This is a genomic window from Pseudomonas sp. NPDC088885, assembly GCF_044750025.1.
Classification (GTDB): domain Bacteria; phylum Pseudomonadota; class Gammaproteobacteria; order Pseudomonadales; family Pseudomonadaceae; genus Aquipseudomonas; species Aquipseudomonas rustica.
Genome location: NZ_JBIVJB010000006.1, coordinates 53,985 through 80,879 on the forward strand (window position 1 = coordinate 53,985; position 26,895 = coordinate 80,879).

Sequence of the window (26,895 nt, forward strand, 5' to 3'; positions counted from 1 at the left end):
TAGGAGCTGCCGCAGGCTGCGATCTTTTGACGTTGGTTTGTAGAATCAAGATCAAAAGATCGCAGCCTTCGGCAGCTCCTACAGGGGATCGGTGGGGGGTATGCATGCGTGTGTTGAAGATGGGGCTGGTGTTGCTGTTGTGGGTATTCGCCCTCAGCGCCCGGGCCGAGTTGACGTTCCCGGCGCTGAGCGGCCGGGTGGTGGACGAAGCGCAGATGATCGAGCCGTCGGTGCGCGCGCAGCTGGGCCAGCAGTTGCAGGCCCACGAGCAGGCGACCGGCGAGCAATTGGTCGTCGTCACCGTGCCGGATCTACAGGGCACCACCATCGAGGATTTCGGCGTTCAGCTCGGCCGGCACTGGGGCATCGGCCAGAAGGACAAAAACAACGGCGCGCTGCTGATCGTCGCCCGTGACGAGCGCAAACTGCGCATCGAAGTCGGTTATGGTCTGGAGGATCGGCTGACCGATGCGCAGTCGTCAGTGATCATCCATCAAGTCATCACGCCCGCGTTCAAGACCGGAAATTTCAGCAAAGGCATCAGCGACGGCGTCGCGGCGATGCTGGTGGTGCTCGGCGGCAATCCGCTGGACGAGCCGTCGACGGTGTATGAATCGAGCGGTGATCCGTCCGATGATTTCATCTCGCGGCATCCCGGTTTGTTCGTATTTTTGGTGATGTTGTTCATCCTGACCGTGTTTGTCTTCCAGATGCTCGGTATCCTGCCCGCCGGCCGGGGCGGTGGTGGCGGAGGCGGCGGCTTTGGCGGTGGAGGTTTTGGTGGCGGCGGCGGTGGAGGCGGGGGCTTCAGCGGCGGCGGGGGCAGTTTCGGCGGCGGTGGATCGTCCGGCGGCTGGTGACATTAAAAGAATAATGAGCAGGCACTTTTCAACATGGCATTACTGACCGAACACGAACAACGCAAAGTCGCCGAAGCGATCGCCCGGGTCGAGCGCGACACCGACGCCGAACTGGTGACAGTGCTGGCCGCCCGCGCCGACGACTACGCGTACATCCCGCTGCTGTGGGCGAGTTTGCTGGCGCTGGTGGTGCCGGGCGTCGTGCACTACCTGACCGGCTGGCTGACCATGCACAGTCTGCTGCTGGTGCAGTGGGGCGCGTTTATCGTGCTGTGCCTGCTGTTTCGTTTGCCGAAAATCACCACGCATTTGATCCCGCGTCGCGTGCGCCACTGGCGGGCGTCGAACCTGGCGCGACGGCAGTTTCTCGAACAGAACCTGCATCACACCGTGGGCAGCACCGGGATGCTGATTTTTGTCTGCGAGGCGGAGCGCTATGTGGAGATTCTGGTGGATGAGGGGATTTCCAAGCGGCTGGATAACAAGAGCTGGGATGTGATTGTCGCGGCGTTTACCGAGCAGGTGCGGCAGGGGCGCACGCTGGAAGGGTTTGTGACGTGTATTGAGGCGTGTGGGGAATTGCTCAAAGTGCATGTGCCGGTGACGCAGGTGAGGAATGAATTGCCGAATCGGTTGGTGGTGTTGGCCTAGATCAAAAGATCGCAGCCTTCGGCAGCTCCTACATTGGCCTCTGTAGGAGCTGCCGAAGGCTGCGATCTTTTGATTTGTGCCGTTCGGTAAATAAGAGCGTGTCCCCGACCCCCATCCCCCCTAAAATACCCGCCATTCCCGATTTCGCCCGTCCGAGGCCGCTTTTTCATGTCCGTTACCGTCCCGTCCACCAAACCTGCGCCCGATCACCACGCCCAGTTCATCGAGCTGCTGCAATCCAGCCTCGAGCAGAACGGCTTCATCAAACTGGTGCTGGCCAAGTACGTCGGTGAAGAGGCGGAGCTGCAGCGGGTCATCATCAAAGCGGTCACCGTCAAAGCGCAGCCGAACCTGTCCTTCGTCTATCGCTACAAGACCCGCGACATCACCAAAAACCTGCCGCTGAGCGAAGGCGTGGCGACGATTGCTACACTGCTGCCGGCCTCGTTCAAAAATGCGCATTTACTCGCCGTGACTGACGAAGCCCAGCTCGAATACAGCAAAAAGGGCAAGAGTTCGCTGTTCAAGAGCAAACCTCAGCAATTGCGCGAAGCACCGTCCGCCGAGCACAACCGCGAGAAAAACCGCTTCCTTGAGCTGAGCCGACCGTTCCTCAAGGACTTGGGCGTGACCAACGCGCAGCAAGAGCTGATCCCGGCGATGTCGCGCAAGTGGAAGCAGATCAACAAATTCATCGAAGTATTCAGCCATGCGCTGACCACCTCGCCGCTGGCGTTGGACAAACCGGTGCGCGTCGCGGATTTCGGCTCGGGCAAGGGCTATCTGACCTTTGCGATTCACGATTACCTGCGCAACACCTTGAAGGCCGAGGGCGAAGTCACCGGCGTCGAGTTGCGCGAAGAAATGGTCAACCTGTGCAACGCAGCAGCGGCGAAGCTTGATCATCCGGGGCTGGTGTTCAAGTGCGGTGACGTGCGCAGCGTGGCGCCGAGCGAACTGGACGTGATGATCGCTTTGCATGCCTGCGACATCGCCACTGACTACGCGATCCACACCGGCATTCGTTCGGGGGCGTCGATCATCATGTGCTCGCCGTGCTGCCACAAACAGATCCGCCTGCAAATCCAGAGCCCGGCGCTGCTCAAGCCGATGCTGCAATACGGTTTGCACCTCGGTCAGCAGGCGGAAATGGTTACCGACAGTTTGCGGGCGCTGTTCCTGGATGTATGCGGTTACGAGACCAAGGTGTTCGAGTTCATCTCGCTCGATCACACCAACAAGAACAAGATGATTCTCGCGGTGAAACGCGCCGAGCCGGTCGATCCGGCTCAGCTGTTGGTGAAGATCGAAGAGTTGAAAGCGTTCTACCACATCAGCGAACACTGCCTGGAAACCCTGCTGCGCGCCGACGGTTACCTGGCCTGATTTTGTAGGAGCAAGGCTTGCCCGCGAAGGCGATCGTGCTGTCGCCATCGCGGGCAAGCCTTGCTCCTACAAGTCATGTGGTGGCAATGCGGGCTGGTTGCACCGTGGTTTTGCGGCCGAGCATGACCGTTGCGATGACACCACACGCAAACACCCAGGTAATCGGCTCGACGTGTTCGCCAAAGAACAACGCCGAAAACGCGATGGTGAAGAAGATCTGCAACAACTGGATCTGACTGACCCGAGCGATCCCGCCCATCGCCAGCCCCGCGTACCAGGCAAAAAATCCAAGAAACTGCGAAAACAGCGCGACATAGCCAAACGCCCACCAAGCCTTGGCCGACACCGCGCCGTGATGTTGCAGCGCCAGATACAGCACCGGCCCGATCAACAACGGTGTCGACAGCACCAGCGCCCAGCAGATCACCTGCCAGCCGCCCATCTCCTTGGCCAACCGGCCGCCCTCGGCATAACCCAGACCACCCACGGCAATCGCGCCGAGCATCAGCAAATCCCCCGCCTGAATACTCCCAGCCCCGGTGTACAACGCATAACCGAGCACCAACGCACTGCCCAACGCGGCGCAGGCCCAGAAGGCTTTTGACGGACGCTCATGAGACAACCACGCGGCATACAGCGCCACGCACAGCGGCTGCAAACCGTTGACCAATGCCCCGTGCGACGCCGGCAGCGTTTGCATGGCCCACGCCGACAACACCGGGAAACCGAGGATCACTCCGGCGATCACCAGGCTCAGGCCTTTGACTTGCTGCCACGTTGGCCACTTTTCGCGGCGCCACAACAACAGCATCGCCGCCGGAATCGCCGCGAACAACGCGCGACCCAAGCCGTTGAGCAGCGGATGCAGTTCCTGCACCACGATGCGGGTGAAGGGCAGGGTGAGGCTGAAAATCACCACGCCGAGCAGGCCGAGGGCCATGCCGGTGTTTTCGCGCGAGGACATGAGGGGAGACCAGAATCGTAGAGAATTGGAAGGTGTCCTCATCTAGCCATAAACCGGGGGGGTGTGGCTGTTACAGCTAGGCACTTACTTATCCGTACAGTTGCGGGTAATCCCCGCAACGTAGGAGCCCGTTGTTACCCGTCACTGTCGAATAGGTCTACCTTGAACACTCCCAAGCATTTCCCAGAGGAGTCCTCCCCATGGCCGCGAAAAAGATTCTGATGCTGGTTGGCGATTACGTCGAAGACTACGAAGTGATGGTGCCGTTTCAGGCACTGCAGATGGTCGGGCACACCGTCCACGCCGTGTGCCCGGACAAGCCGTCCGGCGGTACCGTGCGCACTGCGATCCATGACTTCGAAGGCGACCAGACTTACAGCGAAAAACCCGGTCACCTGTTCGCCCTCAACTTCGACTTCGCCAAGGTCAGCGAAGGCGATTACGACGCGCTGCTGATCCCCGGCGGTCGGGCCCCGGAATACCTGCGTCTCAACGAAAAAGTCCTCGACCTGGTGCGCGCCTTCGACAAGGCCGGCAAACCGATCGCGGCGGTCTGCCACGGTGCTCAGTTGCTGGCAGCGGCCGGCGTGCTCGAAGGTCGCGAGTGCAGCGCCTATCCGGCCTGCGCCCCGGAAGTGCGACTGGCGGGCGGTACGTACATCGACATCGCCGTGACGGATGGCCACGTTCAAGGCAATCTGGCCACAGCCCCGGCATGGCCGGCGCACCCGAACTGGCTGGCCGGTTTCCTCGGCTTGCTCGGCACTAAAATCACCCTGTAACGAGGATTCGCCGATGTGCGAGCTCTACGTCAAGGCCGACCCGATTCTCTACGAATCACGCTCGCGCTCGCTGCGCATCTGCGGCGTGGTGACGACGTTGCGTCTGGAGAATCAGTTCTGGGACATCCTCAGCGAGATCGCCGAGGTCGACGGCATGACCACCAACCAATTGATCGCCAAGCTGTATGAAGAGGTGATGGATTATCGCGGGGAGGTGGTGAATTTTGCGTCGTTCTTGCGGGTGAGTTGTACGCGGTATTTGAGTCAGCGGCGGGGGGCGGTTCCGGAGTTATCGGTGGTGCGGGCTGGGGTGAAATAGCCTGGACCGCGTTGACTCATTCGCGAGCAAGCCCGCTCCCACATTGGATCTGTGGCGTTCACAAATCCCCTGTGGGAGCGGGCTTGCTCGCGAAGAGGCCGGTACAGGCGCTACAAATCCAGGATCAGAAAAACCGCGTCAAACTCACCTTGGCATTTCGCCCCTGGCTGTAAGCCATGTCGCCACTCAACGCCGGCCGGTAGCTTTCGTTGAACAGGTTATCGACGGTCAAATTGACCTCGGTGCCTTTCAGATACGGCTGCTGCGGTTTCCAGTTGGCGAACAGGCCCTGAACGTTGTAACGGTCGTTGTCGTAGTGATCGTAGTAAACATCGCCCAGCGAGTTTTTGCTCTGCCCATACAGGTCGCTCGGCAGGCGATCGGTCTTGCGCACGAACTCGCCCTGCCAGCCGACCTGCGCGTCCCAGCTCGGAATCTTAACGCCCACAACGGCGATCCATTTCGGCGGCGGAATGTCCCGCGCCCAGACGTCCGGGCCCCAGGGATTGGTGTAGGCGCCTTCGTGTTTGCCGGTCATCCACGAGTACGACAGCGAGCCGAACAGGTAGCTCGAGTCGTAGAAACTCTCGACCTCGAAACCCTTGATGGTCAGCCCGCCGATGTTGCGGTAGTTGCTCATCGGCCCCGAGCCTTTGCAGTCGGTGGCGATGCTGCCGCCCTTGTTCCACTGATTTTGGCAACCGATGCCGGTGGCTTTGAAAATCTCGTCGTCGATCTTGTTGCGGAACAGCGTGGTGCGGATCTGCACGTTGTCGTGGTCGGCGAACACGTTGGAGAAGTGGCTGATGTTGCCCGCGCGCCAACCGGTGATGCGCTCCGGATCGAGGTCGACGCTGGTCGCGGTGCGGCTGCCCAAACCCTGCACTTCATATTGTTCATCGAGCACCGGCGCGCGCCAGGTTTTGCTGTAGTCGACGAAGAATGCGACGTCCGGGGTCATTTTCCAGAACGCCGACAGGCGCGGTGACCAACCGGTGTAGGTGCGGTCGCTGTAGTCGTGGCCGATCTCTGGATCCTGACTGCTGTAGTACGGCGCGTCGTTGGCTTCGCCGCGATTGCGCACGTGGTCGTAACGCACGGACGGCGTCAGGGTGAAGTCGCCGTAGGTGATCGCGTCTTGCAGGTAAACGCTGTTGGTGTCGACCTTGCCCTTGGGCATGAAGTACGGCTGGAAGTGGCCGAAGTTGTACTTGGGCACATCGTAAGTCGCGCCGGGCATCCACATGTCGGTGTTGCGCGCATGCTTGCGGATTTCCACGCCGCTGGTCACGGCATGTTCCAGCGAACCGGTTTCGAAGCGGCTGATGTTGCGCAGTTCGACGATGCGATCCTTGTAATCGGTGTCCATCTTGCGTCCGCCAGATGCGGCCTGGAAAAACGCCGTGGCGTCGCGTTCGTCGGTCTGATCGGTGTCGGATTCCGAGTAGCTCAACTTCATGTCGATCAGACGGTTATCCAGCGGCTGATACTGGTAGTACGTCGACCACGTGGTGTCGATGGTTTCGCGATTGGCGAGGAAGCGTTTCAGCGCACCGTCGTAGCCGTATTTTTTGATGTTGTCCGGTGTCGGCGGGTTCGGGTAGGTCGCCGAAGAGAACGGCGTCCAGCGCTGGCTTTCCGAATGCGAGTACATCATCCCGGCGCTGTGCTCGTCGTTCAGGTGCAGGTTGACCTTGACCAGTTGGCCGTCGAGATCCAGCGCACTGTTGGGCAAACGCTTGGGGTTGATCGGGTAGTAGTTGTCCGGATTCGGCAGGTTGTCGGCGAGCTTCATATCGCCGCCGTCGCGTTTGGTCAGGTACACCAGCGCGTCGGCGCGGCCATCGTCGGTGCGGCCGAACACTGCGCCGCTGTAGGTTTGCTGATGGTCGTTGCTGGCGTAACCGTATTTGACCATCGCACCGCTGTTGCGGCCTTCCTGGAGCATGTCCGGCGCGTCTTTGGTTTCCATGTGCACGGTGCCGCCGAAACCACCGTTGCCGGTGAACAGCGAGTGCGGGCCTTTCTCCACTTCGATGCTGCGGATCAGCTCCGGCTCGATGAAAATCGTCCCTTGCTGATAACGCTCGAAGCCGCTTTTGGTCGCGCCATCGAGGGTCAGCGGAACGTCTTCGGCTTCGCCCAGGCCCCAGATATTGATCTTCTGGCCGCCCGGTTTCATCGAGCCGCTCATGCTTACGCCAGGCAATGTCGCCAACAGCGCAGGCACGTTGTTCGGTTGATGGCGATCAATGTCAGCCTGGGTCAGGGTCGAGCGGCCGACGGTGCTGGAGTCGACTTCGGTACCGGTGCCGATCACGCTCAACGCGTCGAGCTGAATGCTGTCGCTGCTGCTGGTGACCGATTCCACCGGGCGCACCACGTAGGTTTGATTGACCTTGATCAGGCCGAACTGGCTGTTGTCGAGCAACTGGCGGATCGCCGCTTCCGCGCTGAATTCACCGTCGATGGCCGGCGCCTTGAGGTTGCGCAATTGCGCTTCGTCGAACAGCAACTGGATCTTCGCTTGCTGAGCGATCTGGCTCAGCGAGGTCGCCATCGACTGCGCCGGCAATTGCAGACGGATGGCCTCGGCGTGGGCTTGCACGCTGAACGCCAGGCAGGCGGCGAGCAGGGTCGGTCGAAGGCAGGTGAGCGGGTACGGCGAAAGCACGCGAAACATGGAATCCCCCAGGGCGGCGAAAAGGCCAAAAAGGCCTGCGTCAGCAACGCAGACCCGGAGGAAGACGCGGCAGGCAAAAAAAACCTCACATGCGAATGCAAAATATTCTCATGTGAGGTTGTTTCAGCGATTTTCGATGCGGATCCGACCGTCGGCCAAGGCTACGGTTATCACCGGGATCAACGCGGGGAGGGCGCTGATCAACGCGTCGGGATCTTCGACGTCGAGGTTGCCGGAGACTTTGATCTGCCCCAGTTTTGCGTTCGCCAGCAGCACCGGTTTCGCCCGGTACTGATTCAACTCATCGACCAGACTCGACAGTTCGCGATTGCGAAACGACAAATGCCCGGTGCGCCAATCGGCGACCTGACTGACTGCCACCGTTTGCTGTTGCATGTCGCCACTGGCGAGATCGACCGCCACTTGTTGTTGCGCGCCAAGCAGCAGCGGTGCGCGTTTGTCCGGGGCGAACGCGACCTGACCGTGGGCGACGCTGACGACCAGTTGCTGATCGGTGCGCCGCACATCGAAACCGGTGCCGACCACGCGCACCGTGGCGTCGCCGCTGTGCACCCACATCGGCCGCTCCTTGTCCGGCGCGACTTCCACATAGAATTGGCCGCGCTCGAGAAAAATCCGCCGCTGATGGCTGTCGAAGTCGATGCGCAACTGCGTGTTGGCGTTCACCGACAAGGTGCTGCCGTCCGGCAATTCGACGGTGTGCATGCCTTTCGATTGAGCGGTGATCTGTTGCTGATAAACCTCGTGGGACGTGCCCAGATGCGAGGCCAAAACGGCGCAGACCAAAGCTGCCGCGACTGCCAGGGCCGGGCGCCAGGCGTTCTTCGATTTGCGCGCGCGGATCGGCGTCGGTTGATTGAGTTGCTGCAAGGCGCCGAGGTCGGCCCACAGTTCTTCGAAGGCGCGATAGGCCTTGGCGTGTTCCGGTTCGCGCAGCCAGCGCTCGAACGCCTGACGCACGGTGCGACCCTGTGGCTGGCGGTTGCGGGTGAACCACGCGGCGGCTTGGGCGTCGATGCTGTTATCGGCCTGGTCGCTGTCGAAATCGTAAGGGTGGTTCATGCTGGCTGCTCCGTGCCGTTGTCGTGATCCAGGCGTTGCTTGCAATGCATCAGGGCGAAGGCGATGTGTTTCTCCACCATGCTCAGGGAAATCCCCATGCGCTCGGCGATCTGCGCCTGACTCAAGCCTTCGAAGCGGTGCAGCATAAGGGCCTCGCGCCGACGTGGCGAGAGTTCGGCGAGGACTTCTTTCAGTTGCTCAAGGCGTTGCTGGCGCTGCGCGGCGGCCATCGGCTCGTGATGTTCATCACTGACCGGCTCGGCATCGTTGTCGTGATGGGGCTGGACGATGTGCCGCACCTTTTGTTTACGCCAGTGATCACGCAGCAGATTGCGCGCCATCTGAAACAGAAACGCACGCGGCTGCTCGACCTTGGCGCGGTCGCGATAGTCGAGCCATTGGGTGAACACGTCTTGAGTCATGTCCGCCGCGTCACTGGGATTCTCCGTGCGCTTGCGCAGGTAATGCAGGATGTCCCCGTAAAACCGGCGAAAAGCATCGGCCGACAGCGGATCGGGCGTGAGGCGAGGCATGGATATCCTTCTTGACGAAGCAGGGCGCAGAAAGCACCGGATGATATCGAGAATTATTGTCATTTGTCATGTTGGCGATCACATCTGTCATCGAACAGTGGCTAAACCGGCGAAACGGGCTTTACTTTCGGGGGGGCAAATCGACAGGAGCAGCAACATGTCCGGATGGTACGAGTTGAGTAAAAGCAGCAACGGCCAGTTCAGGTTCGTCCTGAAAGCGGCGAACGCCGAAACGATTCTGACCAGCGAGCTGTACACCACTCGCGCGGCGGCCGAAGGCGGCATCGCCTCGGTGCAAACCAACAGCGCGCTGGATGACCGTTACGAAAAAAAATCGACGAAGGACGGCCATCCGTACTTCAACCTCAAGGCGGCCAACCATCAGATTATTGGCAGCAGCGAGGCGTATTCATCGGATGCGGCGTGCGACAAAGGCATCGCCAGCGTCAAGGCGAACGGGCCGACAAAAGCCATCAAGGACAAAACCCTGCCAGTCCTCTAACCCCATTTCAAATCCACCAAAAATCCCCTGTGGGAGCGGGCTTGCTCGCGAATGCGGTCGATCAGTCAGCATCTTGGTTGACTGACACACCGCCTTCGCGAGCAAGCCCGCTCCCACATTGGGTTTTGCGTTTTTCGGGAGATCAGCGCTGGAGTTCAGGATGGTGCAGTTGGGGCTGGCCTGCCGCACACATCCCCTGTAGGAGCTGCGGCACGCTGCGATCTTTTGATTTTGAACTTGTAAAAATCAAGATCAAAAGATCGCAGCGTGCCGCAGCTCCTACAGGGGTTTTGATTGCCGGGGGATCAGCGCAGGGTTTTCAGGATTGCTTGTAGTTGGGTCTGGCCTGCCGCGCTCAATGCAAATACCGGCAGGCGTGGATCACCCACTTCCAGCCCGGTCTGGCGTAACCCGGCCTTGATCGTCGCCGGCAAGCCGCCCTTCAGAATGAAGTCCAGCAGCGGCAACTGGCGATAAAACAGATCCCGCGCGCGATCCAGATCGCCCGCCATCGCTGCTTCATACAGATCCAGATTCAACTGCGGAATCAGGTTCGGCGCTGCCGTGCACCAGCCCTTCGCCCCGGCCGCGAACGCTTCCAGCGCCAGTGGATTGCAGCCGTTGTAAAACGGCACCTGACCTTCGCCGAGCAATTGCAGTTTGTGCATGCGCTGGATGTCGCCGGTGCTCTCCTTGACCATGGTCACGTTTTCCACGGCATTGACGATGCGCAGAATCAGATCGACCGACATGTCGGTGCCGCTGGTGGCCGGGTTGTTGTAGAGCATGATCGGCACGCCGATGCTCTCGCCAATCGCGCGGTAGTGGGCGAGGATTTCCGCTTCGGTGAGTTTCCAGTACGAGGCCGGCAGCACCATCACCACGTCGGCGCCGTGGGCTTCGGCGAAGCGTGCGCGACGCACGGCTTTGGCGGTGGTCAGGTCGGACACGCTGACGATGGTCGGCATCCGTTTGGCCACGTGCTTGATACTGAATTCAGCAACTTGATCCCACTCCGAATCGCTCAGGTAAGCGCCTTCGCCAGTGCTGCCCAATGGTGCGATGGCGTGGACGCCGCTGGCGATCAGGCGGTCGATCGATTGGCCGAGTGCTGGCAGATCCAGCCCTTCGCCATTGGCGCTGAACGGGGTGATGGTGTAGCCGATGATGCCGTGAATGTTGGACATGGGAGCGTCTCCGTAATGAGGTTTCAGTTCAGGCAATCGGCGTGTTGGCGCAGGTTCTGCCGAGCGTAATAGTTGAAGGCGGCGGCATGGCGTTTCGGCTTGGCGATCCAGTCATGGGCTTCGCGGCCCAGCGCGGGGATGATCGGTTTGATCGTGCCTGCCGCCATCGCCAGTAGCTGCAACTTCGCCGCGCGTTCGATCAATTGGGCGATGACACACGCCTCTTCAATCGTCGTGCCGGTCGACAGCTGACCGTGGTGCGAAAGCACAATCGCGCGTTTGTCGCCCAGCGCACCGGCGATCAACTCGCCTTCTTCATTGCCCACCGGCACGCCCGGCCAGCCTTCGAGAAACGCGCAGTCGTCGTACAGCGGGCACAGATCCATGTGGGAAATCTGCAGCGGCACTTCGAGCATCGACAGCGCGGCAACGTGCGTCGGGTGGGTGTGGATGATGCAGTTCACGTCCGGGCGAGCGCGGTACACCCAGCTGTGAAAACGGTTGGCCGGGTTGGCCATGCCGTGACCTTCGAGAACCTCCAGATCCTCGTTGACCAGCAGCAGGTTGCTCGCGGTGATTTCGTCGAAACCCAGGCCCAATTGCTGAGTGTAATAGGTGCCGGGCTGCGGGCCACGGGCAGTGATTTGTCCGGCCAGGCCGGAGTCGTGACCATTTTCGAAAAGAATCCGGCAGGTCAAAGCCAGCTTTTGCCGGTCTGTCCACGTATTATCCGCAAGGCTTTTTTGCATCTGGGTCAGCGCTTGTTTGACCAGTTGGTCTTTGGGTAGTGCTAATGTCTTGGCCATGTCTGTGTCCTTTGGGTGATTGCAAATGACACGAAAGAGGCTATATGACACAAAGTGTCATTGGCAAGCACAAATTGTCGCTTCCTTGATGGAATAACCGCTGCGCATGTCTATCCGTTTGAAATTATTGAGAAAAAAACTTGGCGTAACCCTTGAGGCACTGGCCGAAAAATCCGGCATGACCAAGAGTTATCTGTCGAAAGTCGAGCGCGGGCTGAACACCCCGTCGATTGCCGCCGCGTTGAAACTGGCGAAAGCGCTGAACGTGAAGGTCGAGGAATTGTTCTCGGAAGACAACGTCAGCCTCGACAGCTACAGCCTGGTACGCAGCCACGAGCGGCAGTCACTGGCGGCGAATGATCAGAGCCCGGGTTATGCGGTGCTGGCGCATCAGGTCAGCGAGCGCAATTTGCTGCCGTTCATCATCTATCCGCCGAGCGAATTCAGCGACAAGACCTTCAAGGAGCATCTGGGCGAGGAGTTTCTATTCGTTCATGAAGGGCAGGTGGAAGTGGATTTCATGAACGAGAAAGTGTTGCTGCAACGCGGTGATGCGCTGCACTTCAATGCACAGAAACCGCACCGGATCCGGTCGGTAGGGGAGGTGCAGGCGCAGTTGCTGGTGGTGGTGCACAGCGCTGAGGATTGAGGCGCCCCCAAAAGCTTCGCGAGCAAGCCCGCTCCCACAGGGGAATGCATTCCAAATGTGCGAACTGGCTCGCCAGCGATTGATGCTGACTGACTCAACGATATCGCTGGCAAGGCAGTTCCCACAGGGGAATGCGATTCACATGTGGGAGCGGGCTTGCTCGCGAAGGCGTCGGTGCGGCTTACATCAAACCTCGACCGGCACCGACAATTTCGGACTGCCCAGCGCATGCGTCTTCGCATCAAAAAACCGCAACTCAACCCCCGTCCCGTCAAACACCTGCGCGTAGTGCCGCTTCTGATGCTGCACAAACGCCGCACTGCGCGGATAAATCGAGATGGCCACAGTCTTCGGTTTCGCCAAGCGTAGCGCCCGCACAATGTGCGCATCCTGCTCGGCCAACGCGTGGCCAAATATACACAAACCGCCGCCATGCCCGAGCAATTGCTGATAACAGAACGACAGATAATCCGAACTGCGAATGGTTTTGAGCTTGTCCGCACTCGGCCCTTCGGTGACGAACAGCGGCACGTCATCCAGCGTCTTGATCGTATTGTTGATCGCGAAGCTGCCGAGCAGCGTGCCCTCGGTCGAGGTCAGTTTGCGCGCGGTGCCGTCCTGATTGCGCACCAGGTGCAGGCCACCGTGCAGGTACAGCAGACGCGGTTTGTCAGTGGCGCTTTCGCTCAGATCGAAACTCGCGTTGGCGCCGTTGAACAGGTCGTCGATGGCATCGCTTTGGTGTTGCAGCGCCCAGTAGTTGAGCAAGTCGTAATTGGTGGTGAACACTGTGCGATAGCGCGCCAGTTCTTCATTCAGCGTCGCCAGCGTCGAGGCTTTCACCAGGCGCCACGGAATGTGCACGGCGTGCACCGTGTTGATCAGCGCTTCCTTGATCGCGTAGTAGCGATTGCGCGGGGCGGCGGAGCTGACGGCCAGCGCCTTGTTGACCCGGCTGGTGGTTTTCAGTGCGCCGAGCACCTGCTCGAAACTGCGCGTCTGCATTGCATCGAACACCGCCAATTCCGACGCACTCAACGGTTTCTCTTCGACGGTGCGGGCGTTTTCGAACAGCGAGTCGTAGCCGAAATCGTCCCACACCGCGCGGCTGGCGCCATTGCCCACCAGCAGGCCGTTGAACTCGGTCGCGGCGCGCAGGGTGTTCCAGTCTTCAAGGCTGGCGTCGACATCCAGAAAATCGGTCATTGCGTAGGCGGTCTCAAAACATAGGGGCTGATGGGCGGCGACTTTATCACGAGCGGGCATTGAGCCAGATCAACATCGGCGCTGACCGATCGGTCGATGCTGTGCTTATCCGCTGAATCGGAGCAGTCGATTCGGCCCCTGTCAGGAGACGCGCGCATGACCAGCACCTTTTTCATTCCGGCGGTAAACATCATGGGCAACGGCTGCCTCGACGAAGCCATGGTCGCGATCCGCAACTACGGTTTTCGCAAAGCGCTGATCGTCACCGACACGGGGCTGGCCAAGGCCGGCGTGGCGACGATGGTCGCCGAGAAGCTGGCCATGCAGGACATCGATTCGGTGATTTTCGACGGCGCCAAAGCGAACCCGAGCATCGCCAACGTCGAGTCCGGGCTGGGTTTGCTCAAGGAAACCCGCTGCGATTTCGTCGTGTCGCTGGGCGGCGGTTCGCCCCACGACTGCGCCAAGGGCATTGCCCTGTGTGCAACCAACGGCGGGGAAATCGGTGATTACGAAGGTGTTGATCAATCGAGCAAGCCACAACTGCCGCTGATCGCGATCAACACCACCGCCGGCACCGCCAGCGAGATGACCCGTTTCTGCATCATTACCGACGAATCGCGTCACGTGAAAATGGCCATCGTCGACCGCAATGTCACGCCGCTGCTGTCGGTCAACGACCCGGAACTGATGGTCGCCATGCCCAAAAGCCTGACCGCCGCCACCGGCATGGACGCATTGACCCACGCCATCGAGGCTTACGTTTCGACCGCCGCCAACCCGATCACCGACGCCTGCGCGTTGAAAGCAATCACCCTGATCAGCAACAACCTGCGCCTGGCCGTGCGCGACGGCACAGATCTCGCCGCGCGGGAGAACATGGCCTACGCGCAGTTCCTCGCCGGCATGGCTTTCAACAACGCCTCGCTCGGTTTTGTGCACGCGATGGCGCACCAGTTGGGCGGTTTCTACGACTTGCCCCACGGCGTGTGCAACGCGGTGTTGCTGCCGCATGTGCAGACCTTCAACGCGCTGGTCTGCGCCGATCGCCTGACCGATGTCGCCCACGCAATGGGCGCCGACATTCGTGGTTGCAGCGCCGAGGAGGGCGCGCAAGCGGCGATCACCGCGATCCGCACCTTGGCCAAAGACGTCGACATCCCGAGCGGTCTGCGCGAACTCGGCGCCAAACTCAGCGACATCCCGATCCTCGCCACCAATGCACTGAAAGACGCCTGCGGCATTACCAATCCGCGCGCGGCGGATCAACGGCAAATCGAGGAAATCTTCCGCAACGCCTTCTAACGCTTGCCATCCCCCGGCGCGAACTTCACGCAGAGCATCGCGCCGACGGCCAGCAACGTGCACAGCAGCGACAATGGCCAAGCTTGTGGACTGGCGATCAGACTGGCCATCGCGCCGATGATCGCCGCCATCAATTGATGGATAAAACCGCTCAGTGCCATCGCATAAGCACCGGCAATCGGCGCGCCATCGTTGGCGCGTGACAGGCTGATCGGGTAGTTCAACGACTGCCCGAACACCGCCACGCAATACGGCAGCCAAAACAGTAGCGCGATGGAACTGGCCGCCAGACTGCCCAGCAACATCACGCCGCTACCGGCCAGCACCAGACCGACGCCAACGGTCATCAACCACGCCTGACCGGTGCGCAACACGAAGTGATTGACCGCCAGCGCACCCAGAAAATACGCCGCGCTGATTGGCCAGCCGAGCAAACCGTAATCCACCGTCGACCAGGCGAACGGCCCCTGCAAAACCAGCGGCGCTGCGGTGTTGAAGGCGATGATCACGCCGTAGCCCAAACCACCGGCCAGCGCCGGCAAAAGAAATGCCCGATGCAGCAGAATCTGCCGATAAGCCGACCACGATGAGGCGCTGATCGGTTCGTCAGCGACGGCAGGGAAAGCCACCCGCGAAACGATCAGCGCCATCACCAGGCAGACCACGCCGAGCAGGTAGAAAATCGCCTGCCAGCCCAGCGTCACCTCGATGATCGAGCCCAAGTATTGGCCGATGCCCAGCGCCACTACGAACGAGATCGAAATCCACGACAACGCCTTGGCCAGCAGATCGCCGCGAAAGCTGTCGCGGATCAGCACCCGCGCCATCACCGAAATACCGCTTGCACCGATGCCTTGCAGCAGTCGCAGCAGCAAAAACCACTCAAGCGTCGAACCCAGCGGCAAGGCCAGATTGGCCAGGCCGTAAATCGCCAGCGCCGCCAGCAACACCGGTTTGCGGCCAATGCGCTGGGCCAGACTGCCCCAGAACAACATCGGCAGCGCCATGCCGATCAGGTACAGCGACAACCCCCACGACACCTGCGCAGGATCCGCCCGCAGATAACCGGCGATTTCCGGCAGCGCCGGCAAATAAATACTCATGCCCAACTGGGCAAGAAAAACCGTGCTACAGGTGATCAGGAGAGTGACGCTGGCGTTCATGATTCGTCCCTGTTTTCAGTCGTCGAGATCACAGCGGTGGGTGCGCAACAGCTCGGTGATCAGTTCACAGAAGCGGCGGATCAGTGCTGGCGGCATGTCCGCGCGCAGCGTAATGCGGATGGCTGCCTTACCTTGTGCCACCACCGGAAAAAACACCGCACTGGTGAAAAAACCCTGTTCGGCCAGTTCGCTGGCCACTCGATTGGCCACCGCCGCCTGCCCGCATTTGATCAAGCGGATGGCCATGTTGCTGTGGCATTGATCGGTGCTGATCAGGCTGTCGAAGAGGCGGATATTAGCCTGAAGGTTGCTTTGCAGCGCGGCGAATTCAGCGCTGCGATGCAGGCGGATCGACGCTCTGCCGGCACCGATCGCAGCGCAGTTGAGACTCTGCGACCAGTTGCTCGGCCCGCCGTAACGCTGGATCAATGTTTTCTGCCGCTCATTGCCCAGCATCACCAAACCGCCGCTGGCACCAAACGACTTGGCCAGCGACGCGACGATCAGGCAGTCCTCTTCCAGCGCCGCCACCCGTGGCCGCACCAGGCCGGCGCCGTGCTGACCGACCGCGGACAACGCATGGGAATCATCCAGATACAGAAACAGCCCGTAGCGATCCTTCAGATACAACAGACCTTCCATGTTGGCTACGCCGCCCATGCTGTACGCGCCATCGGCGATATACGCCACGCGGCCGTGTTGCTGGCAGGCGCGTTCGAGAAAATCCATATCGTTGTGCGGCGCGGTGACCACGCGGGTCTCATCGGCGCACGCAGCTTTCAAATGATTCATCGAGTAGTGCGCGTGGCGGTCGAAGACCATCACCGGCGGCTGACCTTCGGTGAAGATGCCGCTGGCCAGCAACGGCAGGATCCCCGCGCTGGCGGCGCTGCACGACAAGGTACTCAGACAGACCGTATCAAAGAGTTGCGACAACTCGTTTTCGTACTGCTCGAGAATCGCCAGTTTGCAGCGATTTTTCGAGTTGGCGACGCGCAAACTGCCGGTTTCACGCAGGGCGGCGATGGCGCCTTCGAGCAGGGCCGGGTGGTGATCGAGCCCCAGATAAGAGGTCGTGCAGAAGTGATGGAATTCACGCCCGTACTGATCGAGCAGGTGGTTGGGGCTTTTTACTTCGACATTGAGACCGGCGACTTTGCCCTGTTCGGCGATGTCCCAATCGTAGTCGGCGAGGGCAATGATCTTGCGGAAATTGGAATACAGATTCGGGGTGTGCAACGGAAGATTCACAGGCGACATTCCTTGAGCGTAGCGATCCATGGGGTGTTGCAATTTGTGTGTGTTGCCAGACTTTACAGAGCGAAAAGTCGGACAAAAATAGGCCGATTCCGCGAATCCTGAGAGGCAAAAGAGTTTTGTTTGTAGGGCGAAGCCATGAACGTTGGCGGATTAATCACATGTCTGACTTCAACGAAAACCGGGCTATCCTGCCGACTCGAATGTCCCCGCCAGCGAGACTTCCATGCTGCAAAAAAGCCTGATTCGCCGCCTCGACCTGATCACCCTGCAACTGTTTGTCGCCGTGCATGAAGAGGGCACGCTGACCCGCGCCGCCGCGCGCGAAGCCATTGCGGTGTCGGCGGCGAGCAAGCGCTTGATGGAGCTGGAAGAGGCGCTGGGCATCAGTTTGTTCGTGCGCCAGGCCAAGGGCATGACGCTGACGCCGGCGGGGGAAACGCTGCTGCACCATGCGCGGCAGATGTTGTTTAACGTCGAGAAGATGGGCCTGGAACTGGGCGAGCACAGCCACGGTGTGCGCGGCTATGTGCGCATGCTTGCGAACCTCTCGGCGATCATTCAGTTTCTGCCGGAAGACTTGCGCGACTTTTCCGCGCGGCATGCGCAGGTCAAGACTGACCTTGAGGAACGGCCCAGCGCCGGGGTGATTCAGGGCGTGCTCGATGGCGTCGCGGATCTCGGTATTTGCTCCAACGACAGTGACATCAAGGGCCTGCACAGCGTGTTGTACCGCGAGGACAAACTGGTGGTGGTGATGCTGCCGGAGCATCCGTTGGCCGCGCGTGAATCCGTAGCTTTTGCCGAAACGCTGGACAGTGATTACGTCGGTTTGCACGCGGCCAGTTCGATCAACATGCGCACCCACGCGGCGGCGCGGCAGGCGGGCAAGGTGCTGCGCATTCGCATTCATGTGCCGGGGTTTGATGCGGTGTGCCGGATGGTGCAGGCCAACATGGGCATCGGGATTTTGCCGCAGCGGGCGTATGAGTTGTTTGGTCAGGCGCTGGGGCTGCACGCGGTGCCGTTGACCGATGACTGGTCGGATCGCGCGTTGATTGTGGTGGTGCGCGATGAGGCGGGGTTGTCGCCGGTGAGCCGGTTGTTGTTTGAGCATTTGCGTGGGCAGTAGATCTCGATTGGCTGTTCTGGCCCCTTCGCGAGCAAGCCCGCTCCCACGGGGTTTTGTGCTGCATTCAAATAGTGTGGCTGGCATCAATCCCCTGTGGGAGCGGGCTTGCTCGCGAAGACTGATGTGAGCACGCCGCACATCTGACTGAAGCGTTCGCATTTCGCGAACGCCCTTTGCCGAACGAAGGTTGGATTCCTTCATCACCGCGCCTCTAGTCTTGCCGGCATATTCCAAGAACAAGAGGTACCCCGCGATGACTGCCCCCCTGAGTGCGATCAAAGTGATCGAAATCGGTACCCTGATCGCTGCGCCGTTCGCCGCGCGCATGCTCGCCGAGTTCGGCGCCGAGGTGATCAAGATCGAAGCCATGGGTCAGGGCGACCCGCTGCGCAAATGGCGCAAGCTGCACGAAGGCACGTCGTTGTGGTGGTACCTGCAATCGCGCAACAAGCAGTCGCTGGCGCTCAATCTCAAATCCCCGGAAGGCATCGAACTGGTCAAGCAACTGGCGACCGACGCCGACGTGATCATCGAAAACCTGCGCCCCGGTGCGCTGGAAAAACTCGGCCTGGGCTGGGACGTACTCCACGCGCTCAATCCCAACCTCACCCTCGTGCGCATTTCCGGTTACGGCCAGACCGGTCCTTACCGTGATCGCCCCGGTTTCGGTGCGATCGGCGAGGCGATGGGCGGCATCCGCTACACCACCGGCACCCCCGGTTCGCCACCGGCGCGGGTCGGTGTCAGCCTCGGCGATTCGCTGGCCTCCTTGCACGCAGTAATCGGCGCGTTGATGTCGCTGCTGCGGGTCAAAACCGGGCAGGGCGGTGGCCAGATCGTCGATGTGTCGCTGGCCGAAAGCGTGTTCAACGTCATGGAAAGTCTGGTGCCGGAATACGACATGCTCGGCCACGTTCGCGAACGTAGTGGCGGCGCTTTGCCCGGCATTGCACCGTCCAATACCTATTTAACGGCTGACGGCGCTTACGTGGTGATCGCCGGCAACAGCGATCCGATCTACAAGCGGTTGATGCAAACCATCGGTCGCGACGATCTGGCTGACGCCGAAGAATTCGCCCACAACGACGGCCGCGCAGCCAAGAGCGGAATCCTCGACGCCGCCATCACTCACTGGACGAGCAGCCAGCCGATCAACGACGTGCTCGCCGCCCTCGAAGCTGCCGAAGTCCCGGCCGGGCGCATCTATTCGGTGGCCGACATCGTCGCCGATCCGCACTATCAGGCGCGCGGCATGCTGCTCGACGCCGAACTGCCCGGCGGCGCAACCGTGAAGATGCCTGGCATCGTGCCGAAACTCTCGGAAACCCCCGGTGGCGTGAACTGGTCGGGGCCGACCCTCGGCCAGCACACCGACGGTATTCTCGCCGGTCTCGGCCTGACTGAACTCGACATCAAACGCCTGAAAAGCCAGGGAGTAGTGCAATGATTTCCGACTATTCGCAAACCTTGATCGTCCAGGAAGTCTCGCCTCGCGACGGCTTGCAGATCGAGCCGACGTGGGTGGAAACCGTCGACAAAATCGCGCTGATCGATCAACTGTCGCTGGCGGGTTTCAGCCGCATCGAAGCCGGCTCGTTTGTGTCGCCGAAAGCCATTCCGGCGCTGCGTGATGGCGAGCAGGTGTTCCAAGGCATTCAGCGTCAATCGGGGGTGATTTACGTCGCGCTGATCCCCAATCTCAAAGGCGCGCAGCGCGCACTGGAGGCCGGTGCCGATGAGCTGAATCTGGTGATGTCCGCCAGCCAGACGCACAACCTCGCCAACATGCGCATGCGTTGCGAGGGTTCACTGGCGGCGTTTGCCGACATTGTTGCTTTTGCCGATGGCTCGGGTGTGCGGCTCAACGGCAGCATCGCGACGACGTTCGGTTGCCCGTTCGAAGGCAAGATTGACGAGGATCGCGTGCTGCGGATTGTCGACGCTTATCAGGAACTGGGCATTCAAGGCATCACCCTCGCCGACACCACTGGCATGGCCAATCCGCGTCAGGTGGATCGCTTGATACGGCGGGTTTTGCAGCGGGTTTCGGCGACGGATCTCACACTGCATTTCCATAACACCCGGGGCTTGGGGTTGTGCAATGTGCTGGCGGCATACGAGGCAGGAGCGCGGCGATTTGATGCGGCGCTGGGCGGTCTCGGTGGTTGTCCGTTTGCACCCGGGGCGTCGGGCAATATTTGCACTGAAGACTTGGTGAATTTGTGCGATGAGATCGGCATTCACACCGGCATCGACTTGCCGCTGCTGTTGAAGCTCTCGCGCGGATTGCCGGATCTCCTCGGCCACGAAGTTCCCGGCCAACTGGCCAAGGCCGGGCGCAATTGCGACCTGCACCCGATCCCCACCTGATCACCCCTCTGTAGGAGCAAAGCTTGCTCGCGAACGCGGTGTGTCATTCAGCAGTGATGCGACTGCCCTGACGCCTTCGCGAGCAAGCTCGGCTCCTACAGGAACAGCGTCATAACCAGACAACAAAAACAATCGGACGCCCACCGGCAGTCCGCCTGGAGAAAAGCTATGAGCCTCAATGTAATGGAGGCGGGCGCGAGCTCGTCTGTCGATCACGACGCCGAAAAAGCCCTGGTCAGCAAAGTCGCCTGGCGCCTGATGCCGTTGATCATGGTCTGCTACCTGTTCGCCTTTTTCGACCGCATCAACATCAGCTTCGCCAAGTTCCAGCTGCAAGCCGACCTGAGTCTGAGCGACACCGCTTACGGCCTCGGCGCCGGGCTGTTTGTGGTCGGTTACGTGCTGTTCGAAGTGCCGAGCAACATGATGCTCTACAAGGTCGGCGCGCGACGCTGGATCGCGCGGATCATGATGTCGTGGGGCGTGGCGACGGCGCTGATGGTCTTCGTCACCAGCGAATGGCAGTTCTATGCGCTGCGCTTTTTGATCGGCGCGATGGAAGCCGGTTTTGCGCCGGGCGTGTTGTATTACCTGACGCTGTGGTTCCCGCAGCACTTCCGTGGACGCATCACTTCCCTGTTGTTTCTTGCCTCTGCATTCGCCGGGTTGGTCGGCGCACCGTTCTCCGGGCTGGTACTCGAACATCTCGACGGTGTGATGCAGATGCGTGGCTGGCATTGGCTGTTTCTGCTCGGTGGTCTGCCGTGCATCGGCCTAGGGTTTCTAGTGCTGACGCTACTCAAGGATCGCATCGAGGACGCGCACTGGCTGACCGCTGACGAGAAAAAATTGCTGTCCAGCCGCATTGCCCATCACGAACCGTACAAGAGCGGCGGTTCGTTGCTGGCGGCGCTACGGATTCCCGGGTTTCTGACCTTGGGTCTGATCTACTTTTTGATCCAGGTCGCGTCTTACGGCTTGAATTTCTGGGCGCCACAATTGATCCGCAGCGCGGGCACCGAGAGCCCGGTGATGATCGGTCTGCTGACCGCCATCCCTTACATCTGCGGGGCGATCACCATGATCGTGATCGGGCGGTTGTCGGACGCTACCGGCGAGCGCCGCAAGTTTGTTGCGGGGCTGGTGGTGGTCGGTGCGATCGGGTTCTTCAGTGCGGGGATTTTTGCTGATCACACCACGTTCCTGATCGTCGCCCTCGGCTTGCTCGGCGCCGGCATTATCGCCGCTATTCCAAGCTTCTGGACGCTGCCACCGAAGTTGCTGGCCGGTGCCGGCGCAGGTGCGGCGGGCGGGATCGCGGTGATCAATACGCTGGGGCAGTTCGGCGGCATCGTCAGCCCGGTGATGGTCGGGCGGATCAAGGATCTTACCGGCAGCACCACGCCGGCGCTGTATGTCATTGGCGTGGCGGCGTTGATCGCAGCGGCGCTGCTGTTGTGGGGATTGCCGCAGAAATTGCGCACGCTCGATAAGTACTGATATCAGCTCTGACGCCTTCGCGAGCAAGCCCGCTCCCACAGTTGAAACGCGTTCCCCCCTGTGGGAGCGGGCTTGCTCGCGAAGACTGATTTTCAGTCCCTGAAATTTATTGATCGCCCCATTATCCAACCACCGCTACATCCCTCTCAAACACCCCACCAAACTGAATCAACACCACCCCCGCAACCAACAACACCGCGCCAAACAGCCGAGGCAATGTCAGCTGTTTCTCCACCAACCCAAACAAGCCAAAGTGATCCAGCAGCATCGACGCGAGCACCTGACCCGCCAGCGCCAACGCCACAAACCCCGAAGCCCCGAGCTTAGGCAGCAACACCACCGCCAGCGCGACAAAACAAACCCCAAACGCACCGCCGGCCCACATCCACATCGGCGCCTTGCTGATAAACGCCAGCGACGGCAGCGGCAACCGCAACGCCAAAATCACCGGCAGCAACACCAGCACACTTACCAACAACGACGCCAACGTCGCCCACAATGGATGGCCCAATCCGCGCGCCAGGTTGCTGTTGATCGCGCTCTGAAACGGCACTACCGCCCCGGCAAATGCGGCCAACCCCAACAGACCCGCCCACTGCAACGTACTCATGATCATTCTCCAACAGGTTTTGCTGGACTCTAGAGTATTCATCGCGCAGATTTAAATTCCGTTTCGTCATCCAGAACATGCATGAGATGAATGATCTGCGCCGCATCGACCTCAACCTGCTGGTGATCCTCGACGCCTTGCTCAGCGAGCAGCACGTCACCCGCGCCGCCGAGCGCCTGCACCTCAGCCAACCGGCGGTCAGTCATGCGCTGGCGCGTCTGCGTGATTTGCTCGGCGACCCGTTGCTGGTGCGCGCCGGCGCAACCCTGGCGCCCACCGCGCGAGCGCTGGAACTGGTCGCACCGCTCGCTGAAGCACTCGCTCAAGTGCAATCGCTGCTGGCACCAAACACCTTCGATCCGGCCAGCGCCCGACGCACCTTTCGCCTAGCGATGTCGGACTACGGCGCGGCGATCATCCTCCCCGATCTGATCCGAACCCTGCGCCGCGAAGCGCCGGGCATCGACCTGCAAATCAGCCATGCCAGCCGTGAAGGCATGCTCGAAGGCGTGCTCAATGGCGATATCGACCTCGCCGCCGGCGTCTTCCCGGAAATGCCCCACGAATTGCGCAGCACGCTGCTGTTCGAAGAACGCTACGTCTGCCTGCTCGACCGCCATACCCTGCCGGCCAACGGCGTGCTCGATCTGCCCACCTACCTGTCGCGCCCGCACGTACTGCTGGAAATGCGCGGCAGTGGCACAACGGAAATCGAGCGAGCCCTGACCTCCCTGCGCGAACGCCGTCGCGTCGCGATCAGCCTGCCGCACTGGAACGTCGCGCCGCAGTTGATCAGTGGCACGGATTTGATTCTCACCGTGTCATCGCGCAGCGTGCGCGATTTGGAGCACGGGGATTTGATTGTTGTGCCGCCACCGTTTGATATTCCGGCGTTTACGTTTGTACTGGCTTGGCACAAGCGACGGGGTGGGGATCAAGCGTTGAATTGGTTGAATCGGAAGATTGAGGAGGGGATAGTGCGCGGCTGAACATTCATCAAGGAACGGGACGTGACAGTGAAGTCTGGATGGATAAGCGCGGTAACCCTTGGCATTTTGTTTTTGGTGGGTCAGGCCCACGCCGATTGCGTGAAACCTGAGTTTGAGGGGGAGTATGGCTTTGCTGCCTGCAAGGAGTGGCCAGCTTATCCGGGGCTAATCATTACGGCGAAGTCCCAATGGGAGCCCGGATCCACCCATGGCGAGACTGGGCCGGACGGCACTTACGATCTCGATCTGGCTATCTTGGAAGCGGGTACTGCGAATCCGCTCGCGAGCTGGCACCGCGATACTGCCTTTGAGTCAGATGCTATCGCCCTGCAAGAATTGATCATCGACACGGCCCGCTACAGGCTTACGCCAGAGCTGCGCGCATTTGGTGTGCGCGCTGACTTTAAGGGTTCCTCGCGGGTTAATCCGGTAGCTGAACACCAGTTATCGCTCTATGTGAAAGAAGGTCAAACGCTGCGTCCGGTACTTGAGCGCCTGGTGGTTTACGAGTTTGGCGGTGAGTGGGATGGCAACTGTGCTGGCGAGCGTTATGAGCTTTCGCGGACAGTCGAGATTGCGAAAACCACGAGTCATGGGTTTGCCGATTTGACTATCAAAACGCAGCGATCCGGGATTACCGGTGTCGCTGAGGGCGATGCGTGTGAGGACAAAGTCAGTGAAGCCAAACCAGTGCTGACAACACTGCGCTACGACGGCAAGGCTTATGTTTTGCCAAATGGGTTCAGTGGGTTGTAATTGACGTTGTTACTTCCGAATACCTCAGAGGTTACTGAACCGATGCTCACCGGCCTCAACCACCTGACCCTCGCCGTTAGCGATCTGAACCGCAGTCTGGCGTTTTATCGTGACGTATTACAGTTGCGCGTCGACGCGACGTGGGACGTCGGCGCCTATCTTTCGCTTCCGGGACTGTGGCTGTGCCTGTCGCTCGATCCATTACGCACTAGCGAGCCGGGCGCCGACTACACCCATTACGCCTTCAGCCTCAACGCTGCGGATTTTGCGCTTTTTGTACAAACGCTAAAAGCAGCAAACGTGCGGGAATGGCGCGATAACCGCAGCGAAGGTGCGTCGTTCTATTTTCTCGATCCTGATGGCCACAAACTCGAAGCTCACGTCGGCGATCTGGCCTCGCGACTCGCAGCGTGTCGGCAGAGACCGTACGCCGGCATGCGTTTTTACGACGGGCAGTGATCAGGCGCAATCGGCTGATATAGACTGGCCGCCACGTGTTCTGGCGCTTGCAGGTTTTCCATGACTCTATCGTTGCTAATGGCCGTTCTGGCCTCGGGTTTCATTTACGGCATCACGCCGGGGCCGGGTGTGCTGGCGGTGTTCGGTATTGGCGCGGCCCATGGGCGACGGGCCGGGGCGGGGTTTCTCTGCGGGCATCTGCTCGGCGATGTGGTCTGGTGCAGCACGGCGCTGATCGCGATTGTTGGCGCTCGGGAAATCGGCAGCACGGCATTCGACGTGCTCGGCGTGCTCAGCGGTCTGTACCTGTTCTGGCTCGGCTGGCGCGCGGTGCGGGCGCAGCGACGCAATACGGACGAACCGCAGGGCGCGGCGCGCAATCCATTCTGGCACGGCATTCTGTTCGGGCTGACCAATCCCAAGGCGTACCCGGTGGCGGTGGCGACGTTTACTGCGCTGCTGTCGAGCCGTGCCGAGTTGCTCAACTGGTCGATGCTGCCGACGCTGATTGCCCTGAGCTTCCTTGGCGGCCTGCTCGCCTACGCTATTCTCATCGGTGTTGTCGGCGCGCAGCGGGTGCGCACGCTGTATCAGCGCCACGAGTTGCTGATCACCCGGTTGTGCGGGGTGATGTTCATCGGTTTCGCCATCAACGCGCTGGTGCATGCGTTGCCGGGGCTGATGCCGAACAAGGCTTGAAGGTGACTGTACATCGCGCAGCGCGGCAATCATCGGGCGCTGCATTAGCTGATTGCGCTCCACCGTTCGTCAGTGCAACGACAACTTTTCTAAACCTTTGCTGGCCAGAAAATTCTCAATCTAGGCGGGCACCTGCTCGCCACGATCATTACCAAGAGGTAGAGAATCATGCCTAATTCAAGAAACTCGAACTCGGGAAACTTCGCTAACGATCGAACGAAGGCGTCTGAAGCCGGTCGCAAAGGTGGGAAAACCACTACAACGACTGTCGACAAAGACCCTGCGAAAACAGAAATGGGCCGCAAGCCCGGTCAGAAATCGAAGTAGTCAGTGAAGTCGTTTTGATTGAGAGGCGGGGGCGTAAGCTCCCGCTTGAATTTAGAGAGAAGGAGGGCGCGACCATGAGCCGGATGGCCACCCGTTTACGCAATTTGAGTGTTGTTTCGCTGTTGAGCCTGTGCGCCACCAGTGCTTTTGCCCAGTCGCCTGCCGATTTCATCAACGATGCGTCGGCCAAAGGCATGGCTGATATCGAAGCCAGCCGCTTGGCCCACGGGAAAACCGAATCCAAAGAGGTCAAGGATTACACCATCGTCGTCATCAATGACCGCACCACCGCCAATCAGCATCTGGCGAAAATTGCCAAGAAGCTCGATTTGCCGATCGCGCCGCGCGAAGAAATCGCCGATAAGGCTAAAGAGCTGATTCCAGAGGTGAAGGACGGCGCGACGTTTGACCAGGCCTATGCAGCGAGTCAGGTCAAAGCTACCGAAGAGGCCATTCAGCAGATCGAGCAGGAAGCGCAGACCACTGACGTGCCTGAGATCAAAGCCTTCGCCGACGAGACCCTGCCGAAACTGCAGAATCACCTGGAAATGGCCCGAGCCTTACAGGCCAGCCGCTAATCTCACAGACAACACAGATCCCCTGTGGCGAGGGGATTTATCCCCGATGGGCTGCGCAGCAGTCGTTAAAACATTCAATGCAGTGTGTCAGGTTGAATTCGATAGCAGGATAAGGGGCTGCTTCGCAGCCCAACGGGGA

At 60.2% G+C, this 26,895-nt stretch carries 28 protein-coding genes; 18 read left to right on the forward strand and 10 right to left on the reverse strand.

The annotated features are described in order from the left end of the window. The first annotated feature begins 104 nt into the window (after positions 1 to 104). The 3 genes from ACIP1X_RS06120 to ACIP1X_RS06130 all read left to right on the forward strand — a co-directional run bounded on the left by ACIP1X_RS06120 (position 105) and on the right by ACIP1X_RS06130 (position 2,897). Complete coding sequence (locus ACIP1X_RS06120; protein WP_053117926.1) at positions 105 to 860, forward strand: YgcG family protein; 756 nt, start codon at positions 105 to 107, stop codon at positions 858 to 860. 33 nt (positions 861 to 893) lie between these two features. After that, positions 894 to 1,511 carry a TPM domain-containing protein gene (locus ACIP1X_RS06125; RefSeq protein ID WP_159815848.1) on the forward strand — a complete coding sequence of 206 codons (618 nt, stop codon included), beginning with the start codon at positions 894 to 896 and terminating at the stop codon, positions 1,509 to 1,511. Between the two features lie 168 nt (positions 1,512 to 1,679). Continuing rightward, a complete protein-coding gene (locus ACIP1X_RS06130; protein ID WP_400750332.1) occupies positions 1,680 to 2,897 on the forward strand; it encodes a class I SAM-dependent methyltransferase in 1,218 nt (405 codons plus the stop codon). 73 nt (positions 2,898 to 2,970) lie between these two features. Here the strand turns inward: ACIP1X_RS06130 and ACIP1X_RS06135 are convergent, their stop codons facing one another. Beyond that, positions 2,971 to 3,861, reverse strand: a complete 891-nt coding sequence (locus ACIP1X_RS06135; RefSeq protein WP_400750334.1) for a DMT family transporter — start codon at positions 3,859 to 3,861, stop codon at positions 2,971 to 2,973. 200 nt (positions 3,862 to 4,061) lie between these two features. On the opposite strand from ACIP1X_RS06135, the gene ACIP1X_RS06140 reads away from it, so the two are divergent. Both ACIP1X_RS06140 and ACIP1X_RS06145 read left to right on the forward strand, forming a co-directional pair. Further along, complete coding sequence (locus ACIP1X_RS06140; RefSeq protein ID WP_159815792.1) at positions 4,062 to 4,643, forward strand: DJ-1/PfpI family protein; 582 nt, start codon at positions 4,062 to 4,064, stop codon at positions 4,641 to 4,643. 13 nt (positions 4,644 to 4,656) lie between these two features. Beyond that, positions 4,657 to 4,962 carry a ribbon-helix-helix domain-containing protein gene (locus ACIP1X_RS06145; protein WP_159815793.1) on the forward strand — a complete coding sequence of 102 codons (306 nt, stop codon included), beginning with the start codon at positions 4,657 to 4,659 and terminating at the stop codon, positions 4,960 to 4,962. Positions 4,963 to 5,086: 124 nt separating this feature from the next. Here ACIP1X_RS06145 and ACIP1X_RS06150 read toward each other — a convergent pair whose 3' ends face one another. The 3 genes from ACIP1X_RS06150 to ACIP1X_RS06160 all read right to left on the reverse strand — a co-directional run bounded on the left by ACIP1X_RS06150 (position 5,087) and on the right by ACIP1X_RS06160 (position 9,261). Beyond that, complete coding sequence (locus ACIP1X_RS06150) at positions 5,087 to 7,645, reverse strand: TonB-dependent hemoglobin/transferrin/lactoferrin family receptor (protein ID WP_400750337.1); 2,559 nt, start codon at positions 7,643 to 7,645, stop codon at positions 5,087 to 5,089. Between the two features lie 123 nt (positions 7,646 to 7,768). Further along, the gene (locus ACIP1X_RS06155) at positions 7,769 to 8,728 is read right to left on the reverse strand and encodes a FecR family protein (protein WP_400750340.1); all 960 of its coding nucleotides are present in this window, start codon (positions 8,726 to 8,728) and stop codon (positions 7,769 to 7,771) included. Next, positions 8,725 to 9,261, reverse strand: coding sequence for an RNA polymerase sigma factor (locus tag ACIP1X_RS06160; protein WP_159815796.1), 537 nt, complete (start codon positions 9,259 to 9,261; stop codon positions 8,725 to 8,727). The genes ACIP1X_RS06155 and ACIP1X_RS06160 overlap by 4 nt, the downstream gene beginning before the upstream one ends. Positions 9,262 to 9,418: 157 nt before the next feature. Here ACIP1X_RS06160 and ACIP1X_RS06165 point away from each other — a divergent pair, with 157 nt between their 5' ends. Continuing rightward, complete coding sequence (locus ACIP1X_RS06165; RefSeq protein ID WP_159815797.1) at positions 9,419 to 9,763, forward strand: YegP family protein; 345 nt, start codon at positions 9,419 to 9,421, stop codon at positions 9,761 to 9,763. A gap of 305 nt (positions 9,764 to 10,068) precedes the next feature. On the opposite strand, the gene ACIP1X_RS06170 is transcribed toward ACIP1X_RS06165, so the two are convergent. After that, on the reverse strand, positions 10,069 to 10,950 hold the full coding sequence (locus ACIP1X_RS06170) for a dihydrodipicolinate synthase family protein (RefSeq protein WP_400750343.1): 882 nt from the start codon (positions 10,948 to 10,950) through the stop codon (positions 10,069 to 10,071). 23 nt (positions 10,951 to 10,973) lie between these two features. Continuing rightward, complete coding sequence (locus ACIP1X_RS06175; protein ID WP_116254492.1) at positions 10,974 to 11,756, reverse strand: aldolase; 783 nt, start codon at positions 11,754 to 11,756, stop codon at positions 10,974 to 10,976. Between the two features lie 106 nt (positions 11,757 to 11,862). Here ACIP1X_RS06175 and ACIP1X_RS06180 point away from each other — a divergent pair, with 106 nt between their 5' ends. After that, positions 11,863 to 12,405 (forward strand): helix-turn-helix domain-containing protein, encoded by a 543-nt coding sequence (locus ACIP1X_RS06180; RefSeq protein WP_159814246.1) that lies wholly within the window; start codon positions 11,863 to 11,865, stop codon positions 12,403 to 12,405. A gap of 186 nt (positions 12,406 to 12,591) precedes the next feature. Here the strand turns inward: ACIP1X_RS06180 and ACIP1X_RS06185 are convergent, their stop codons facing one another. Then, a complete protein-coding gene (locus tag ACIP1X_RS06185) occupies positions 12,592 to 13,611 on the reverse strand; it encodes a DUF4917 family protein (protein WP_400750347.1) in 1,020 nt (339 codons plus the stop codon). 156 nt (positions 13,612 to 13,767) lie between these two features. Here ACIP1X_RS06185 and yiaY point away from each other — a divergent pair, with 156 nt between their 5' ends. Beyond that, the gene (yiaY, locus tag ACIP1X_RS06190; RefSeq protein WP_400750350.1) at positions 13,768 to 14,916 is read left to right on the forward strand and encodes an L-threonine dehydrogenase; all 1,149 of its coding nucleotides are present in this window, start codon (positions 13,768 to 13,770) and stop codon (positions 14,914 to 14,916) included. On the opposite strand, the gene ACIP1X_RS06195 is transcribed toward yiaY, so the two are convergent. Together ACIP1X_RS06195 and ACIP1X_RS06200 are read right to left on the reverse strand one after the other, a co-directional pair. Next, complete coding sequence (locus tag ACIP1X_RS06195; RefSeq protein ID WP_400750352.1) at positions 14,913 to 16,079, reverse strand: MFS transporter; 1,167 nt, start codon at positions 16,077 to 16,079, stop codon at positions 14,913 to 14,915. The genes yiaY and ACIP1X_RS06195 overlap by 4 nt on opposite strands. Before the next feature lie 15 nt (positions 16,080 to 16,094). After that, a complete protein-coding gene (locus tag ACIP1X_RS06200; protein WP_400750355.1) occupies positions 16,095 to 17,330 on the reverse strand; it encodes an aminotransferase class I/II-fold pyridoxal phosphate-dependent enzyme in 1,236 nt (411 codons plus the stop codon). A gap of 232 nt (positions 17,331 to 17,562) precedes the next feature. Here ACIP1X_RS06200 and ACIP1X_RS06205 point away from each other — a divergent pair, with 232 nt between their 5' ends. The 4 genes from ACIP1X_RS06205 (at position 17,563) to ACIP1X_RS06220 (ending at position 22,338) form a co-directional block, all read left to right on the forward strand. Continuing rightward, entirely contained in the window at positions 17,563 to 18,468 is a 906-nt protein-coding gene (locus ACIP1X_RS06205; RefSeq protein ID WP_400750358.1) for a LysR family transcriptional regulator, read from the forward strand. Positions 18,469 to 18,721: 253 nt separating this feature from the next. After that, complete coding sequence (locus tag ACIP1X_RS06210) at positions 18,722 to 19,915, forward strand: CaiB/BaiF CoA transferase family protein (RefSeq protein ID WP_400750361.1); 1,194 nt, start codon at positions 18,722 to 18,724, stop codon at positions 19,913 to 19,915. Then, positions 19,912 to 20,838, forward strand: a complete 927-nt coding sequence (locus ACIP1X_RS06215; RefSeq protein ID WP_400750364.1) for a hydroxymethylglutaryl-CoA lyase — start codon at positions 19,912 to 19,914, stop codon at positions 20,836 to 20,838. The genes ACIP1X_RS06210 and ACIP1X_RS06215 overlap by 4 nt, the downstream gene beginning before the upstream one ends. 168 nt (positions 20,839 to 21,006) lie before the next feature. Beyond that, positions 21,007 to 22,338, forward strand: coding sequence for an MFS transporter (locus ACIP1X_RS06220; RefSeq protein ID WP_400750367.1), 1,332 nt, complete (start codon positions 21,007 to 21,009; stop codon positions 22,336 to 22,338). A 121-nt stretch (positions 22,339 to 22,459) separates the two neighbouring features. Here the strand turns inward: ACIP1X_RS06220 and ACIP1X_RS06225 are convergent, their stop codons facing one another. After that, positions 22,460 to 22,948, reverse strand: coding sequence for a DMT family transporter (locus ACIP1X_RS06225; protein ID WP_400750370.1), 489 nt, complete (start codon positions 22,946 to 22,948; stop codon positions 22,460 to 22,462). A 77-nt stretch (positions 22,949 to 23,025) separates the two neighbouring features. Here ACIP1X_RS06225 and ACIP1X_RS06230 point away from each other — a divergent pair, with 77 nt between their 5' ends. The 6 genes from ACIP1X_RS06230 to ACIP1X_RS06255 all read left to right on the forward strand — a co-directional run bounded on the left by ACIP1X_RS06230 (position 23,026) and on the right by ACIP1X_RS06255 (position 26,756). Continuing rightward, a complete protein-coding gene (locus ACIP1X_RS06230) occupies positions 23,026 to 23,937 on the forward strand; it encodes a LysR substrate-binding domain-containing protein (protein ID WP_400750372.1) in 912 nt (303 codons plus the stop codon). Positions 23,938 to 23,958: 21 nt separating this feature from the next. Further along, complete coding sequence (locus ACIP1X_RS06235; RefSeq protein WP_400750373.1) at positions 23,959 to 24,693, forward strand: hypothetical protein; 735 nt, start codon at positions 23,959 to 23,961, stop codon at positions 24,691 to 24,693. Between the two features lie 42 nt (positions 24,694 to 24,735). Then, complete coding sequence (gene fos / locus ACIP1X_RS06240; RefSeq protein ID WP_400750376.1) at positions 24,736 to 25,152, forward strand: fosfomycin resistance glutathione transferase; 417 nt, start codon at positions 24,736 to 24,738, stop codon at positions 25,150 to 25,152. 60 nt (positions 25,153 to 25,212) lie between these two features. Further along, positions 25,213 to 25,851 carry a LysE family translocator gene (locus ACIP1X_RS06245; RefSeq protein WP_400750379.1) on the forward strand — a complete coding sequence of 213 codons (639 nt, stop codon included), beginning with the start codon at positions 25,213 to 25,215 and terminating at the stop codon, positions 25,849 to 25,851. A gap of 168 nt (positions 25,852 to 26,019) precedes the next feature. Further along, a complete protein-coding gene (locus tag ACIP1X_RS06250) occupies positions 26,020 to 26,178 on the forward strand; it encodes a KGG domain-containing protein (protein ID WP_082341401.1) in 159 nt (52 codons plus the stop codon). Between the two features lie 74 nt (positions 26,179 to 26,252). Continuing rightward, entirely contained in the window at positions 26,253 to 26,756 is a 504-nt protein-coding gene (locus ACIP1X_RS06255) for a DUF4142 domain-containing protein (protein ID WP_053117998.1), read from the forward strand. Positions 26,757 to 26,895 lie beyond the last annotated feature (139 nt).

Coding starts and splice junctions, on each gene's coding strand:
- ACIP1X_RS06120 (WP_053117926.1), top strand. CDS start 105: ATGCGTGTGTTGAAGATGGGGCTGGTGTTGCTGTTGTGGGTATTCGCC.
- ACIP1X_RS06125 (WP_159815848.1), top strand. CDS start 894: ATGGCATTACTGACCGAACACGAACAACGCAAAGTCGCCGAAGCGATC.
- ACIP1X_RS06130 (WP_400750332.1), top strand. CDS start 1,680: ATGTCCGTTACCGTCCCGTCCACCAAACCTGCGCCCGATCACCACGCC.
- ACIP1X_RS06135 (WP_400750334.1), bottom strand. CDS start 3,861: ATGTCCTCGCGCGAAAACACCGGCATGGCCCTCGGCCTGCTCGGCGTG.
- ACIP1X_RS06140 (WP_159815792.1), top strand. CDS start 4,062: ATGGCCGCGAAAAAGATTCTGATGCTGGTTGGCGATTACGTCGAAGAC.
- ACIP1X_RS06145 (WP_159815793.1), top strand. CDS start 4,657: ATGTGCGAGCTCTACGTCAAGGCCGACCCGATTCTCTACGAATCACGC.
- ACIP1X_RS06150 (WP_400750337.1), bottom strand. CDS start 7,645: ATGTTTCGCGTGCTTTCGCCGTACCCGCTCACCTGCCTTCGACCGACC.
- ACIP1X_RS06155 (WP_400750340.1), bottom strand. CDS start 8,728: ATGAACCACCCTTACGATTTCGACAGCGACCAGGCCGATAACAGCATC.
- ACIP1X_RS06160 (WP_159815796.1), bottom strand. CDS start 9,261: ATGCCTCGCCTCACGCCCGATCCGCTGTCGGCCGATGCTTTTCGCCGG.
- ACIP1X_RS06165 (WP_159815797.1), top strand. CDS start 9,419: ATGTCCGGATGGTACGAGTTGAGTAAAAGCAGCAACGGCCAGTTCAGG.
- ACIP1X_RS06170 (WP_400750343.1), bottom strand. CDS start 10,950: ATGTCCAACATTCACGGCATCATCGGCTACACCATCACCCCGTTCAGC.
- ACIP1X_RS06175 (WP_116254492.1), bottom strand. CDS start 11,756: ATGGCCAAGACATTAGCACTACCCAAAGACCAACTGGTCAAACAAGCG.
- ACIP1X_RS06180 (WP_159814246.1), top strand. CDS start 11,863: ATGTCTATCCGTTTGAAATTATTGAGAAAAAAACTTGGCGTAACCCTT.
- ACIP1X_RS06185 (WP_400750347.1), bottom strand. CDS start 13,611: ATGACCGATTTTCTGGATGTCGACGCCAGCCTTGAAGACTGGAACACC.
- yiaY (WP_400750350.1), top strand. CDS start 13,768: ATGACCAGCACCTTTTTCATTCCGGCGGTAAACATCATGGGCAACGGC.
- ACIP1X_RS06195 (WP_400750352.1), bottom strand. CDS start 16,079: ATGAACGCCAGCGTCACTCTCCTGATCACCTGTAGCACGGTTTTTCTT.
- ACIP1X_RS06205 (WP_400750358.1), top strand. CDS start 17,563: ATGCTGCAAAAAAGCCTGATTCGCCGCCTCGACCTGATCACCCTGCAA.
- ACIP1X_RS06210 (WP_400750361.1), top strand. CDS start 18,722: ATGACTGCCCCCCTGAGTGCGATCAAAGTGATCGAAATCGGTACCCTG.
- ACIP1X_RS06215 (WP_400750364.1), top strand. CDS start 19,912: ATGATTTCCGACTATTCGCAAACCTTGATCGTCCAGGAAGTCTCGCCT.
- ACIP1X_RS06220 (WP_400750367.1), top strand. CDS start 21,007: ATGAGCCTCAATGTAATGGAGGCGGGCGCGAGCTCGTCTGTCGATCAC.
- ACIP1X_RS06225 (WP_400750370.1), bottom strand. CDS start 22,948: ATGAGTACGTTGCAGTGGGCGGGTCTGTTGGGGTTGGCCGCATTTGCC.
- ACIP1X_RS06230 (WP_400750372.1), top strand. CDS start 23,026: ATGCATGAGATGAATGATCTGCGCCGCATCGACCTCAACCTGCTGGTG.
- fos (WP_400750376.1), top strand. CDS start 24,736: ATGCTCACCGGCCTCAACCACCTGACCCTCGCCGTTAGCGATCTGAAC.
- ACIP1X_RS06245 (WP_400750379.1), top strand. CDS start 25,213: ATGACTCTATCGTTGCTAATGGCCGTTCTGGCCTCGGGTTTCATTTAC.
- ACIP1X_RS06250 (WP_082341401.1), top strand. CDS start 26,020: ATGCCTAATTCAAGAAACTCGAACTCGGGAAACTTCGCTAACGATCGA.
- ACIP1X_RS06255 (WP_053117998.1), top strand. CDS start 26,253: ATGAGCCGGATGGCCACCCGTTTACGCAATTTGAGTGTTGTTTCGCTG.